This is a genomic window from Methylosinus sp. RM1 (genome assembly GCF_011378635.1).
In the GTDB taxonomy this organism is placed as follows: Bacteria; Pseudomonadota; Alphaproteobacteria; order Rhizobiales; family Beijerinckiaceae; genus Methylosinus; species Methylosinus sporium.
Map to the genome: position 1 here is coordinate 78151 of NZ_WOVC01000003.1, position 12661 is coordinate 90811.

Consider the following 12661-nt stretch of genomic DNA (forward strand, 5'->3'; position numbering starts at 1 on the left):
TCCGCTCTACTTGCCGCGCGCCAGATACTCCTCCTTCAGCACGCGGCGCAAAACCTTGCCGACATTGGTCTTGGGCAGGCTGTCGCGGAATTCGAAATGGCGCGGCGCCTTGTAATGGGTCAGCGTCTCGCGGCAGAAATCATGCAGCTCCTTGCCGGTGACGCCGGCGTCTCGCGGCACGATGAAGGCGAGCGGCGCCTCGCCCGAATGCGGATCGGGAACGCCTATCACCGCGGCCTCCTTCACCTTGGGATGGCGCGTCAGCACATTCTCGACTTCATTGGGATAGACGTTGAAGCCGGAGACGAGGATCATTTCCTTGAGGCGATCGACGATCTTCAATTGTCCGTCGGGCGTCATCACCGCGACGTCGCCGGTGCGCAGGAAACCGTCCTCCGTCGTCGCGGCGGCGGTCTCCTCCGGCCTGTTCCAATAGCCCGCCATGACTTGCGGGCCTTTGACGCAGAGCTCGCCGCGTTCGCCGAAAGGCGCCGGCTCGCCGGAGGGCAGGCGGATCGACACTTGCGTCGAAGGGTAGGGATAGCCGATCGCGCCGGAGAATTCGACGAGATCGGGACGGTTGCAGGTGATGACCGGCGAGGTCTCCGAAAGGCCGTAGCCTTCGATGATGGGATGGCCGGTGATTTCCTTCCATTTGCGGGCGACGACGTCCTGCGTCGCCATGCCGCCGGAGATGCAGTAGATCAGATCGGAGAAATCGACGAGCGGGAAGTCCGGATGATTGGCGAGCGCCGCATAGAGCGTGTTGACGCCGGAGATCATGGTGAAGCGCGATTTGCGTAGCGTCTTCACGAAACCGCCGATGTCGCGCGGATTGGCGATGAGCAGGCAGGAGCCGCCGATCTTCACGATCAGCAGGCAGCAGGCGGTGAGGCCGAAGATGTGATAGAGCGGCAGCGCCGTCACCATCACCTGATCGAGCGGCGTCGGCAGATAGGGGCAGAGCCAGGCTGCCGATTGCGCCACATTGGCCGCGACATTGCGATGCCGCAGCATGGCGCCCTTGGCGACGCCGGTCGTCCCGCCCGTATATTGCAGAAAAGCGAGATCGTCGGGGCCGACGTTCACGTCCCGCAATGGCGCCGAGGCGCCGGCGCGCAGCACTCGAGAAAAGCGCAGGCTCTGCGGCAGGCGATAGCGCCGCACGGCGCATTTCACATAGCGCGAGACGAAATTCACGATAGGACCGCGCAGGCCGAGCAGGTCGCCGGGAGCGATGACGACGGCTTTTTCGATCCGCATCGACGGCCAGGCCGCTTCGACTGTATGGGCGAAATTCTCGAGCACGAAGATCATGCGCGCGCCGGAGTCGTCGATCTGATGCGCGAGCTCATTGGGCGTGTAGAGCGGATTGACGTTGACGACGATCGCGCCGGCGAGCAGCACGCCGAAGATGATGGGCGGATAGGCCATCACATTGGGCGCCATGATCGCGATGCGATCGCCCTTGGCGACTCCCTGCGACTGTAGCCAGGCCGCGACGGCGCGCGCGGCAGCGCCGAATTCCGTATAGGTGAGCTTGCCGCCGAAGCTCTCGAGCGCCGTGCGTTCGGAAAAATCGACGACGCTCTGGCGGAACATGTCGACCAGCGTCGAATAGCTCGCCGGGTCGATCTCGCTGGGCACGAAAGGCGGATAGGAGGCGACCCAGGGCCGGGCGGCATAGGGATCGGTGAGGGTGGCGGCAGTCATCAAAGGCCTCCGGGCGTGGGCGCGACGGACTGCGGCCCTGCTGTCCGCCATATGAATAGCGACTATTTGCTGACGAAAATATAGCGCGGCGCAGGCGCGAGCGCAGCCCCGCGCGCGGAATGATCGTCGTCGCAGCGCAGCATTCGAGCGCGGCGCCGCGAGAATGGCGTCAGGCGCCGCCGACGCTCATGGAGACGCCGAGGAGCAGCGCGAGGCCGAATGCGAGCACGAGGAGGGCGGCGAGAAGCTCGGCGGAGCGCAGCAGCGTTTCGGCGCGCCGCGATTTCCGCGCGGCGAGGCGCGCGGCGAAATCCTTGGCGAAGACGGCCGTCGCGGCCAAGCCGCCGGTGGTGATCGCCGTGCCGGCCGACATCAGCAGCGTCGCGCCGGCGCCAGCCATGAACGCGCCTTGTGACAAAGTGAAGACGAGCACGAGAATGGCGCCGGAGCAGGGACGCAGTCCCGCCGCGACGACCGTCGCCAGCGCGTCGCCCCAACGGAAACCGGTTCCGAGCCGAGAGGCGTCGATCGCGTGAAAATGGCCGCAGTCGGGGCCGTGGATATGCGTCGGATCGTCGACCGCCTCGCAGGCGAAGGCGCCGCGCCGCGCCACGGCGAGAGCCGGCGCCGGCTCTCGCATTGCGGCGATGAGCGTGCGGCCTTTGACATAGGCGAGGCGCGCGCCGAGCGCGGCGATGGCGACATAGCTCGCCGTTTCGATCCAAGTCGCCGCCGCGGTCATGCGCTGAGCCGTGACGCCGAAGACGATCGCCGCCACGCCGACCAGCGCAATGGCGACGAGGCCTTGCAGCAGCGCCGCCAGAGCGGCGAGCGTCAGCCCGCGCTTCAGCGCTGTCTCATTGGCGATCATATAGGAGGCGAGCACGGCCTTGCCATGGCCGGGCCCGGCGGCGTGGAAGACGCCATAGGCGAAACTCGCGGCGGCCAGAGTCGCGAAGGCGAAGCGGTCGGTTTTCAGCGCTTTGGCGGCGCTCTGCAATTCCATGTGGAATTTGCTCTGCCAGGCGAGCAGCAGGCCGGCGAGGCCGCTCGCCGCGCCGACCGGGCCCTCGGCGGGGCCGACGGCGAAAGGATGGCGCGCGGCCTGCGCGAGCGCCGCGTCCTGCAGCAGCGCGAGCGCGGCGAGCGCCGCCAGCAGCAGCGCGCAATTTCGCGGCGCACTCCTCACGGGCAGGCCACGACGACGCGCGCGGCGAGCTTCATGCCGAAGTCGGCGCCGGGCGACATATTGGCGAAAAAGGCCTCGCTGAGCTTTTGCGTGTCGACGGCGAGCAGCGGCTTCGGCTCCACGACGCTGGTCGAGCAGCCGGCGGGAGCGCCGGCGAGAGTCGCCGCATTCTGCTTCTCGAAGTCGAAGGCGACGAAATAGGTCGGATCATAGGTCTGGAACGAAAATGGCTTGTTCGACGGCAGCGGCTTTTCCAGCGGCAGCGTGAAATGCATGGTGACGATACGCTTGTCGTTCGCCTCCAGCCAGACGTCCTCTGGCGGCCCGAAGGCGGTCTTGGCGTTCTGATATTTGGCGAAGGTGAAATAGTCGAATTCGGCGAGCGATTCGGCGTTGGTCTTGGCGAGCGGCGCGAGCTCCTCGCGGCTCGGCGGCTTGCCGTCCTTGCCGAGGCCTTGTAGCGCGAAGGCGGAATACATTTCGTCGAAGGTCCAGGCGTGGCGCACGCCCTTGATCTTGCCGTCCGGCGTGAACAGCACCTCGCTGTGCACGGCGACCCAGACATGAGGATGCGCCGCGGCGGGCGTGGCGGCGAGCGCGGCGGCGATCGTCAGCGAAGCGAAGGCGAATTTCATCGGCATAGGGCTCTCGCCTCGGTCGGGCCGTGGCGCCAGGGGTTCATCTTGCGAATCGCTCCCGTTTCGGGCCCCGTCCTCTAGGCGCCGAAGGAGGCGGAAACAGGGCCGGCCGGCCCGACAGTTTTCGGCGCCCGCGAAGGCTCGCTTGCTGGCGTCGCGCGTCGTGACGTATAATGCCACGCCCGACGCTGCGAGGACAAGGCGGGGGCGGGTCGCGCCGGGGCGGCGGCGGTTCCTCGCGGTCGGGATACGGATTTCCACGGATGCGGAGGACGGGAGTCTTTCCGCCGCCGCAAATCCGCAATATGACCTTCGGAAGCGACGCGCGCGAGAGCTTTCGAACGAGAATGCTTAATATGGAGAGCGGGTCCGCTCCTCTCCGAGACGTCAGACGTCGCGCGGCCTGCGCGAGCGGGCCCGCCCCGCGAGGGCCTTCGCGCCGAGCGAGGAGAAACTACGAATGGCGGAAAAAGTCGCCGGCGCCATGACAACCGGCTCCGCCTTCGGCGACGTCTCCCTTGCCGATCGTTTCGATCTTTCCAAGACTCACGTGCTGCTCAACGGCACGCAGGCGATCGTGCGCCTTCTGCTGATGCAGAAGGAGATGGATCGTCGCGCCGGCCTCAATACGGCGGGCTTCGTCTCCGGCTATCGCGGCTCGCCGCTCGGCGGCATGGACGCGCAGCTGCACAAAGCGAAGCCGCTCTTCGACAGACACGACATTCTCTTCATGCCGGGCCTCAACGAGGATCTCGCCGCCACCGCCATTTGGGGCGCGCAGCAGGCCGAGATGCGCGGCGAAGGCAAATATGACGGCGTCTTCTCCGTCTGGTACGGCAAGGGGCCGGGCGTCGATCGCTCCGGCGACGCGCTGCGCCATGTCAATCTCGCCGGCTCTTCGCGCAATGGCGGCGTGCTGGCGCTGATGGGCGACGACCACACCGCCGAATCCTCGACCACGGCGCATCAATCCGAATTCGTCTTCGTCGATATGATGATGCCGATCCTCTCGCCGGCAGGCGTGCAGGAGATTCTCGACTACGGCCTCATGGGCTTCGCGCTGTCGCGCTACGCCGGCGTCTGGACAGGCTTGAAGCTCATCAAGGATACGGTGGAATCCACCGCCTCCATCGACGGCTCGCTCGATCGTGTGCGTCCCGTCGCGCCGCTCGATTTTCTGATGCCGCCGGGCGGCCTCAACATACGTCCGCGCGATCCGGTGCTGACGCAGGAAGAGCGTATGCAGGAGAGCAAGCGCGACGCCATGCTCGCCTTCATCCGCGCCAATCGTCTCAATCGCATCGTCACTTCCGGCGGGCCCAACGCCAAGATCGGCGTCATCACTGTCGGCAAATCTTATCTCGACGTGCGTCAGGCGATGGACGATCTCGGCATAGACGAGGTGAGGGCCAATGATTACGGCCTGCGCCTCTATAAAATCGCCTGTCCCTGGCCGCTGGAGCCGCAAGGCCTGCGCGAGTTCGTGCGCGGGCTCGATCTCGTCATCGTCGTCGAGGAGAAGCGCTCGCTGATCGAGGTGCAATTGCGCGAGCAGCTCTATGGCTCGTCGCATCAACCCGCCTGCATCGGCAAGAAGGACGAGGTGGGCGAATGGCTGTTTCCGGTCAAAGGCTCGCTCGACGCCAATGACGTCGCCATCGCCATCGGCCGGCGGCTGCTGAATCACGTTCGCTCCGACGATCTCGAAGGGCGGGTGCGCCGTCTCGAGCACATGCAGGAGCGCCGCAAATCGCTGACCGACGTCGGCGTGCGCGTGCCGCATTTTTGCTCCGGCTGCCCGCATTCGACCTCCACCCATGTGCCCGAGGGAATGCGCGCCTATACGGGCATAGGCTGCCATTATATGGCGCAATGGATGGACCGCTCGACCGAGGGCTACACACATATGGGCGGCGAAGGCGCCAATTGGATCGGCGAGGCGCCCTTCTCGACGCGCAAGCATGTGTTCCAGAATCTCGGCGACGGCACTTACAATCACTCCGGCTCGCTCGCCATTCGCTTCGCCGTGGCGACGAAGACGAACATAACGTTCAAAATCCTCTTCAACGGCGTCGTCGCCATGACGGGCGGGCAGGCGCATGAGGGCGAGCTCACCGTGGAGGCCATAGCGCATCAAATGGCGGCGGAAGGCGTCGCCAAAATCGCGCTCGTCTCCGACGAGCCGCACAAATATTCGTCGGTCATCCAATGGCCGCCGGGCCTCGTCATCTATCACCGCAACGTCATCAACAGCGTGCAGAGCGAGCTCGCCGCGACGGAAGGCGTCACGGTGCTGATCTATGATCAGACCTGCGCGACGGAAAAGCGCCGCGGCCGCAAGCGCGGCGAATATCCCGACCCGGACGTGCGCGTCGTCATCAACGAGCTGGTCTGCGAGGGCTGCGGCGATTGCGGCCGCGCCTCCAATTGCGTATCGGTGCAGCCGCTGGAGACCGAATTCGGCCGCAAGCGCCGCATCGATCAGTCGAGCTGCAACAAGGACCTCTCTTGCCTCGAGGGCTTTTGCCCGAGCTTCGTCACCGTGCATGGCGCGCGCATGAAGAAAGCAGCGCCGACGAGCGAGACGCAATGTCCGCCGCCGCCGGAGCCCGCCGTTCCGCAGCTCGGCGCCACGCCTTACGGCGTGCTCGTCGCCGGCATTGGCGGGACGGGCGTCGTCACGGTGAGCGCCATTCTCGGCATGGCCGCGCATCTCGAGGGCAAGGGCGTCGGCGTCATCGACATGGCCGGCCTCGCGCAAAAGGGCGGCGCGGTCTATTGCCATGTGAAGATCGGCCGCACGCGTGGCGACGTTCATGCGATCCGCATCGCCGCCGGCGAGGCCGATCTCGTGCTCGGCTGCGATCTCGTCGTCGCCGGCGGCAAGCAGATTCTCGCCGCCATCGATCCTGCGCGCAGCCATGTCGTCGTCAACAGCGCCGAGGTGTTTCCCGGCGATATCGAGCGCGATCCCGATTTCGTGCTGCCGGCGCAGCGCATCGAACGCGCGATACGCGAGGCCGCGGGCGAGCGCGTCGATTTCCTGAATGTGACGGAGCTGGCGCTGGCGCTGCTCGGCGATTCCATCGCCGCCAATATGTTCATGCTCGGCTACGCCTGGCAGAAGGGACTGCTGCCGCTTTCCGAGGCTGCGCTGCTGCGCGCCATCGAGCTCAATGGCGAAGCTGTGCCGATGAATCATTCGGCCTTCGCCTGGGGCCGCCGCGCCGCGCATGATCTCGAGAGCGTCGCCGCCGTCGTCTCCTCCTTGCGCGAGCGCAATCCCGCGCGGGATGTGTCACATTCATTGGAAGAGGCGATCGATCGTCGCGTCGCCTTTCTCACCGATTATCAGAACGCCTCTTACGCCGCCCGCTATCGCTCGAGGGTGGATGCGGTCGCGCGCCTCGAGAAAGAGCGCGTTCCAGGCACAAAGGAGCTGACCGAGGCGGTGGCGCGCGGCCTGTTCAAGCTGATGTCGGCCAAGGATGAATTCGAGGTCGCGCGCCTCTACACCGACGGCTCGTTCCAGCGTCAGCTCGCCGAGATTTTCGAGGGCGATCTGCGCATGGAGCTGCATCTCGCGCCCAATCTCGTCGCTTTCCAGCGCAAGAACGACATAGGCGGCTCGCGCAAGATCACTTTCGGCTCGTGGATGTTCCATGTGCTGAAATGGCTGGCGCGCTTCAAGGGCCTGCGCGGCACGATCCTCGATCCCTTCCGCCCCGACAGCGACCGCATCGCCGAGCGCAAGATGCTCGCCGATTATCAATTGCTGCTCGACGATATTCTGCCGCGCCTGTCGCCGGCCAATCATGCGACGGCGGTGGCGCTGGCGCGCATTCCCGAGAAAATCCGCGGCTTCGGCCACATACGCGCGCGCAGCACGCAGGAGGCGCGCGCCGAGATCGCACGGCTCTATGGCGAATATCACGCGATCAGGCCGGATGTGAAAATGGCGGCGGAGTGAGGGGGGGGAGCGTCATTGAAAGAAGGGCGCATCTCCTTCTCCCGCGCGCGGGAGAAGGCGGCCCTCGCGTCAGCGAGGGTCGGATGAGGGCCCCTGCATAGACGCGCAGGCGAGACGTTTCGAGATCGTCGCTGTGGACGCGTCCTCATCCGACCCGACTTCGTCGAGCCACCACCTCCCACGAGTGGGAGAAGGAGACGCGCGTCGGGCGTCGAAGCTATTCAGAGCGGCGCTGGTTCACCGCACCCGCGTCCAATCCTCCTCACCACAGATATTCGTCCCATTCACGCAGCCTTCCAGCCGCAGCACCTTCTCGCTGCGCATGGCGAGGCTGGCGGCGTAATTCTGGCCGTCGCGCGCATTATAGATCGTGCCGGCCCAGCTATTGGCGCCATTGGGCTTCACAGTGAGGATGGGCAGGCCGAGCAGCTTGCGGCCGCGTTGGCGCGGATCGGGATTGTTCTCGTCCACGCCGGGGTCGGAGGTCCAGGCGATCTTGCCGCAGATCGCCTGGCCGCAACGGGTGATCTGAATATGCGCGGTGCCGTCTGCGACGCGCCATTCGCCGATCGGGTCGGCGAATGCCGCGGTCGCGACGACAGAAAATATCGACGCGCACATCCAGGACCGCTTCATCTCGAGCCTCCGTTTGAATAATCACGGGCGGGAGTATAGGGCTAAGCCATGCCTCAGACCAATACGCCGGCCGCGGCGCCCCTCGCTGCGCCGCGGCAAAAGGCCGAGCCGATCCGGGCGCTCATTCTGGGCGGGACGAGCGAGGCGCGCGCGCTCGCCGCCCGTCTCGCCGGCGACGCGCGCCTCGACGCAGTGGTCTCGCTGGCGGGCCGCACCAGCGCGCCGCTCGCCTCGCTGCTGCCGGTCCGCATCGGCGGCTTCGGCGGCGTCGAGGGGCTGACGCGCTATCTCGTCGAGGAGCGCATCGAGCGCGTCATCGACGCGACCCATCCATTCGCGGCGCGAATTTCCGCCAATGCGCGCGCGGCCTGCGCGGCGCTGGGCCTGCCGCTGCTGGTTTTCACGCGTGCGCCTTGGAGCCCGGTGGAGGGGGATCGCTGGATCGAGGTCGCGGACAATGCCGGGGCGGTCGCGGCGCTGGGCGAGGCGCCGCGCCGCGTGTTCCTCACCATCGGCCGTCTGGGGCTCGCGGATTTTCTGTGTGCGCCGCAGCATTATTATCTGATCCGCACGATCGATCAGCCGTCGAAAGAAGATCTACCGCCACGCTACGAATTGATCCTGGAGCGTGGTCCTTTCACTGTCGAGAGCGAATTGTCCCTGATGCGCGCCGCCGAGGTCGATATCGTCGTCTCCAAGAACAGCGGCGGCCGCGAGACCTATGCGAAGATCGAGGCCGCGCGCGCGCTCGGCCTGCCGGTCGCGATGGTCACGCCGCCGCGCGGCGGCGAGGCGCGCATCGTTCATCACATAGAGGCCGCGGTCGATTTTCTCTTTTACGAGACCTCGCAATGAGCGTCACACTGATGTTCCAAGGCACGGGCTCCGATGTCGGCAAATCGCTCGTCGTCGCCGGCCTCGCGCGCGCGCTCACGCGGCGCGGCTATCGCGTCGCGCCTTTCAAGCCGCAGAATATGTCCAACAACGCCGCGGTGACGGCGGACGGCGCCGAGATCGGCCGCGCCCAGGCGCTGCAGGCGCGCGCCGCGCGTCTCGCCCCGACCGCCGATATGAATCCCGTGCTGCTGAAGCCGCAGGGCGCCGCCGGCGCGCAAGTCGTGCTGCGCGGAAAAATCATCGGCTCGGCGCGCGCGCGCGACTATCAGCAATGGAAGGCGGGGCTCATGTCCGCCGTGCTGGAGAGCTATGAGCGCCTGCGCGCGAGCTGCGATGTCGTGCTGGTCGAAGGCGCCGGCAGCGCGGCGGAGATCAATCTGCGCGCCAATGACATCGCAAACATGGGCTTCGCCCGCCGCGTCGACGCGCCGGTCGTGCTCGTCGGCGATATAGACCGCGGCGGCGTCATCGCGCAGCTCGTCGGCTGCAAGGCCGTGCTCGATCCAGACGACGAAACGCTGATCCGCGGCTTCATCGTCAACAAGTTCCGCGGCGATCCGTCGCTCTTCGACGAAGGAATGCGTTTCATCGCCGAGCGCACCGGCTGGCGGCCGCTCGGCCTCGCGCCCTTTTTCGCCGACGCCGCGCGCCTGCCGGCGGAGGACGCTTTCGGCCTGCGCGCCGGCGCGTCGAGCGGGGAGGGCGGACTGACGATCGCCGCGCCGCTGCTGCCCAATATCGCCAATTTCGACGATCTCGATCCGCTGCGGGCGGAACCGGGCGTGCGCGTCGTTCGGGTGCGGCCGGGCGAGCCGCTGCCGGCGGAGGCGCGGCTCGTGATATTGCCGGGCTCCAAGGCGACGATCGCCGATCTTTCCGCCTTTCGCGCGGCCGGCTGGCACATAGATCTCGCCGCGCATATTCGTCGCGGCGGGCGCGTTTTCGGCATTTGCGGGGGCTATCAGATGATGGGCCGTCGCATCGACGATCCGCAGGGGCTCGAGGGGCCGCCCGGCGCGGTGGAGGGGCTCGGCCTCCTCGATATGGAAACGGTCTTCGAGACCGAGAAAGTGCTGAAGCAGGTGAGAGGCGCGACCATCGCCGAAAATATCCCCTTCTACGGCTATGAGATGCACGCCGGCCGCAGCGAGGGTCCAGATTGCGCGCGTCCACTGCTGCGCTTCGAGGACGGTCGCTGCGACGGCGCGGCCTCAGTGGATGGGCGTTGCGCCGGCGTCTATGTGCACGGCTTTTTCGCCGACGATTCCTTGCGCGCCGCCTTTCTGCGCGATCACGGCGCGTGCGCCTCGGACCTCTCCTATGAGCAGTCGATCGAGGCGACGCTGGACGGTCTCGCCGAGCATTTCGAGCGCCATTTGGACGTGGACGCGCTATTGGAGCTGGCGCGATGAGCGTTTCGCCGCCGATCCTGCATGGCGGCAGGCTCGATCTCGCGCGGGCGCATTTTCCGCAGGCGCCGGAGCCCTGGATCGATCTCTCGACCGGCGTCAGCCCCTATCCCTATCCGTTTCTGCCGCTCGCGCCGGAGGTTTTTACCCGCTTGCCGGATGTCGCCGCGCTGGCGGAGCTGGAGCGCATCGCCGCGCGCGCCTATCGCGCCGGGCCGAAGGCGCATGTGGTCGCTGGGGCGGGCACGCAGGCTTTCATCCAATGGCTGCCGCGCATCCCGCCCGCCGCGCGGGTCGCTGTCCTCGGCCACACCTATGCGGAGCACGCGGCCGCCTGGCGCGCCGCCGGCGCCGAGGTCTCGCGGGTGGAAACATTGGAAGAGATCGCGGCGGCCGAGGTCGGCGTCATCGTCAATCCCAATAATCCCGACGGCCGCCTCGAGCCCGCCGCGCGCCTCGCCGACACGGCCTTTCGCATGGCGGCAAAGGGCGGCCTGCTCGTCGTCGACGAGGCTTTCGCCGATTTTCTTCCAGCCGAGGCCAGCCTCGCGTCGTGCGCGGGGGAGGATGGCCTCGTTCTTCTGCGGTCTTTCGGCAAGGCCTATGGGCTGCCGGGCGTGCGGCTCGGTTTCGCCCTCTGCGGCGCTGCGCTCGCCGAGCGGCTGCGGGCGACGCTCGGACCCTGGAGCGTCTCCGGTCCGGCGCTGGCCATCGGCGCGGCGGCGCTCGCCGATGCGCCCTGGCTCGCGGGTCGCGGAGTCGCGCTCGCGCAGGACGCCGCCCGGCTCGACGCGCTGCTCGCCGCCGCAGGCTTCGAAATCATCGGCGGAACGTCGCTTTTTCGGCTCGTTCGCCATGCGGCGGCGGATCGATGGTTTGCCCATCTCGCCCGGCGCGGCATATTGACGCGTAGGTTCGGCGAGCGGCCGGATCGGCTCCGTTTCGGCCTGCCGGCTGCGCCCGCGGCCTGGGAACGGCTGGAGCGCGCATTGGAGAGCGGACGAAATGGTCTTTGATCCCGAGCCATCGCTCGTCGCCAATGCACCCTTCTCGGAGGAGGAGCGCGCCGCCGTCTATCGCGCCATCCACACCCGGCGTGACGTAAGGGACGAGTTTCTCCCAGACGATTTGTCGCAGGAGGAGGTGATGCGCCTCCTCGACGCCGCGCATCACGCGCCTTCGGTCGGCTTCATGCAGCCGTGGAACTTCCTGCTGATCCGCGATCGCGCCTTGCGAGAGGCGGTTCACGCCGCTTTCGAGCGCGCCTCCGAGGCCGAGGAGGCGCTGCTGCCGCCGGAGCGGCGCGCCCATTACAGAAGCTTGAAGCTGCAAGGAATTTTGAAGGCGCCGCTGAATGTCTGCATCACTTGCGACCGCTCCCGGCAGGGCCCGACCGGGCTCGGACGCACCCAGCAGCCGGAGGCCGATCTCCTGTCCACGGCCTGTGCGGTGCAAAATCTCTGGCTGGCGGCGCGGGCGGAGGGAATCGGCGTCGGCTGGGTCAGCATATTGCGAGAGCAGGATTTACGTGAGATTCTCGACATTCCGCCGCAAATCGCGATCGTCGCCTATCTCTGCGTCGGCCGCGTCGCAAAAACCTATGCACGACCGGAACTCGAGATCCGGCAATGGGCGAAGCGCCTGCCGCTCGAGGAATTGATCTTCTCCGATCGATGGGGAAATCGAACAAATAATTCAATTGTTTGATGCCGTTACAAAATTGACGCGCTTTTGTGATTTTTTCGATGCTGAGAGCCGCGCTGCCTTTTGACCTTTATCCGAAGGGTTCTATAGTGGGCGCTGGCGCAGGGCGGACGCGCCGCTCAATGGAGCCAGCGGCTCCGCCTGCGGTATGTGTCTTGCTTGCCTTTAGGCCGGCAAAGGTGGGGGCGGCTTTATGAAACCAGCTGATTACGAGCTCATTTGCGACAAGTCCCGCCCGCTCTCGAGCTCGACGACCCTCACTGTCGCGGAAGTGCCCGATCGGCTCGAAGATCTGCTGCATCTGCTCGGCGAGGCTATGATCGAGGGGCGCGGCAATCATGTGCGGCTGACCGAGATTCATTTGCCCATGTCGCGCTTTCCGCAGATGGATTCGAAATTCTGGCATATACCGGTCGAGGATTGCGGCGAGCATCCCGTGCTGCGGCTGTTCTTCGAGACGCAGGGCGATTTCACCCACTGATCTCGATCCTCGCGCGCCGAGCCT

Annotated in this window: 10 protein-coding genes; 6 read left to right on the top strand and 4 right to left on the bottom strand. The window is 66.3% G+C overall.

The window, feature by feature from the left end; translation table 11 throughout:
• Positions 1 to 6: 6 nt before the first annotated feature.
• From FMZ75_RS02770 to FMZ75_RS02780, 3 genes are all read right to left on the bottom strand, one after another.
• Positions 7 to 1713, bottom strand: a complete 1707-nt coding sequence (locus tag FMZ75_RS02770) for an AMP-binding protein (protein WP_166141228.1) — start codon at positions 1711 to 1713, stop codon at positions 7 to 9.
• Positions 1714 to 1882: 169 nt separating this feature from the next.
• Positions 1883 to 2902, bottom strand: coding sequence for a nickel/cobalt transporter (locus FMZ75_RS02775; RefSeq protein WP_166141229.1), 1020 nt, complete (start codon positions 2900 to 2902; stop codon positions 1883 to 1885).
• Positions 2899 to 3543, bottom strand: a complete 645-nt coding sequence (locus tag FMZ75_RS02780; protein ID WP_166141230.1) for a DUF1007 family protein — start codon at positions 3541 to 3543, stop codon at positions 2899 to 2901. Before FMZ75_RS02780 ends, FMZ75_RS02775 begins: the two co-directional genes overlap by 4 nt.
• 457 nt (positions 3544 to 4000) lie before the next feature.
• On the opposite strand from FMZ75_RS02780, the gene FMZ75_RS02785 reads away from it, so the two are divergent.
• Positions 4001 to 7510, top strand: coding sequence for an indolepyruvate ferredoxin oxidoreductase family protein (locus FMZ75_RS02785; protein ID WP_108917169.1), 3510 nt, complete (start codon positions 4001 to 4003; stop codon positions 7508 to 7510).
• Between the two features lie 237 nt (positions 7511 to 7747).
• Here the strand turns inward: FMZ75_RS02785 and FMZ75_RS02790 are convergent, their stop codons facing one another.
• Positions 7748 to 8146: a DUF2147 domain-containing protein gene (locus FMZ75_RS02790; protein ID WP_142861996.1), complete on the bottom strand. Its 399-nt coding sequence runs from the start codon at positions 8144 to 8146 to the stop codon at positions 7748 to 7750.
• 48 nt (positions 8147 to 8194) lie between these two features.
• Between FMZ75_RS02790 and FMZ75_RS02795 the strand changes: the two genes are divergently transcribed.
• The 5 genes from FMZ75_RS02795 (at position 8195) to FMZ75_RS02815 (ending at position 12637) form a co-directional block, all read left to right on the top strand.
• Positions 8195 to 9001, top strand: a complete 807-nt coding sequence (locus FMZ75_RS02795) for a cobalt-precorrin-6A reductase (RefSeq protein ID WP_166141231.1) — start codon at positions 8195 to 8197, stop codon at positions 8999 to 9001.
• Entirely contained in the window at positions 8998 to 10455 is a 1458-nt protein-coding gene (locus tag FMZ75_RS02800; protein ID WP_207783255.1) for a cobyric acid synthase, read from the top strand. Before FMZ75_RS02795 ends, FMZ75_RS02800 begins: the two co-directional genes overlap by 4 nt.
• Positions 10452 to 11468: a threonine-phosphate decarboxylase CobD gene (gene cobD / locus FMZ75_RS02805; protein WP_166141232.1), complete on the top strand. Its 1017-nt coding sequence runs from the start codon at positions 10452 to 10454 to the stop codon at positions 11466 to 11468. Before FMZ75_RS02800 ends, cobD begins: the two co-directional genes overlap by 4 nt.
• Positions 11458 to 12159: a 5,6-dimethylbenzimidazole synthase gene (gene bluB / locus FMZ75_RS02810; protein WP_108917165.1), complete on the top strand. Its 702-nt coding sequence runs from the start codon at positions 11458 to 11460 to the stop codon at positions 12157 to 12159. Before cobD ends, bluB begins: the two co-directional genes overlap by 11 nt.
• Before the next feature lie 190 nt (positions 12160 to 12349).
• The gene (locus FMZ75_RS02815; RefSeq protein WP_166141233.1) at positions 12350 to 12637 is read left to right on the top strand and encodes a hypothetical protein; all 288 of its coding nucleotides are present in this window, start codon (positions 12350 to 12352) and stop codon (positions 12635 to 12637) included.
• Positions 12638 to 12661: the final 24 nt, after the last annotated feature.

What these genes read in the sequence shown, in the direction of transcription:
- FMZ75_RS02790 (WP_142861996.1), bottom strand. Translation starts at nt 8,146, where the DNA reads ATGAAGCGGTCCTGGATGTGCGCGTCGATATTTTCTGTCGTCGCGACC.
- FMZ75_RS02770 (WP_166141228.1), bottom strand. Translation starts at nt 1,713, where the DNA reads ATGACTGCCGCCACCCTCACCGATCCCTATGCCGCCCGGCCCTGGGTC.
- FMZ75_RS02800 (WP_207783255.1), top strand. Translation starts at nt 8,998, where the DNA reads ATGAGCGTCACACTGATGTTCCAAGGCACGGGCTCCGATGTCGGCAAA.
- FMZ75_RS02795 (WP_166141231.1), top strand. Translation starts at nt 8,195, where the DNA reads ATGCCTCAGACCAATACGCCGGCCGCGGCGCCCCTCGCTGCGCCGCGG.
- FMZ75_RS02785 (WP_108917169.1), top strand. Translation starts at nt 4,001, where the DNA reads ATGGCGGAAAAAGTCGCCGGCGCCATGACAACCGGCTCCGCCTTCGGC.
- FMZ75_RS02780 (WP_166141230.1), bottom strand. Translation starts at nt 3,543, where the DNA reads ATGCCGATGAAATTCGCCTTCGCTTCGCTGACGATCGCCGCCGCGCTC.
- FMZ75_RS02815 (WP_166141233.1), top strand. Translation starts at nt 12,350, where the DNA reads ATGAAACCAGCTGATTACGAGCTCATTTGCGACAAGTCCCGCCCGCTC.
- bluB (WP_108917165.1), top strand. Translation starts at nt 11,458, where the DNA reads ATGGTCTTTGATCCCGAGCCATCGCTCGTCGCCAATGCACCCTTCTCG.
- cobD (WP_166141232.1), top strand. Translation starts at nt 10,452, where the DNA reads ATGAGCGTTTCGCCGCCGATCCTGCATGGCGGCAGGCTCGATCTCGCG.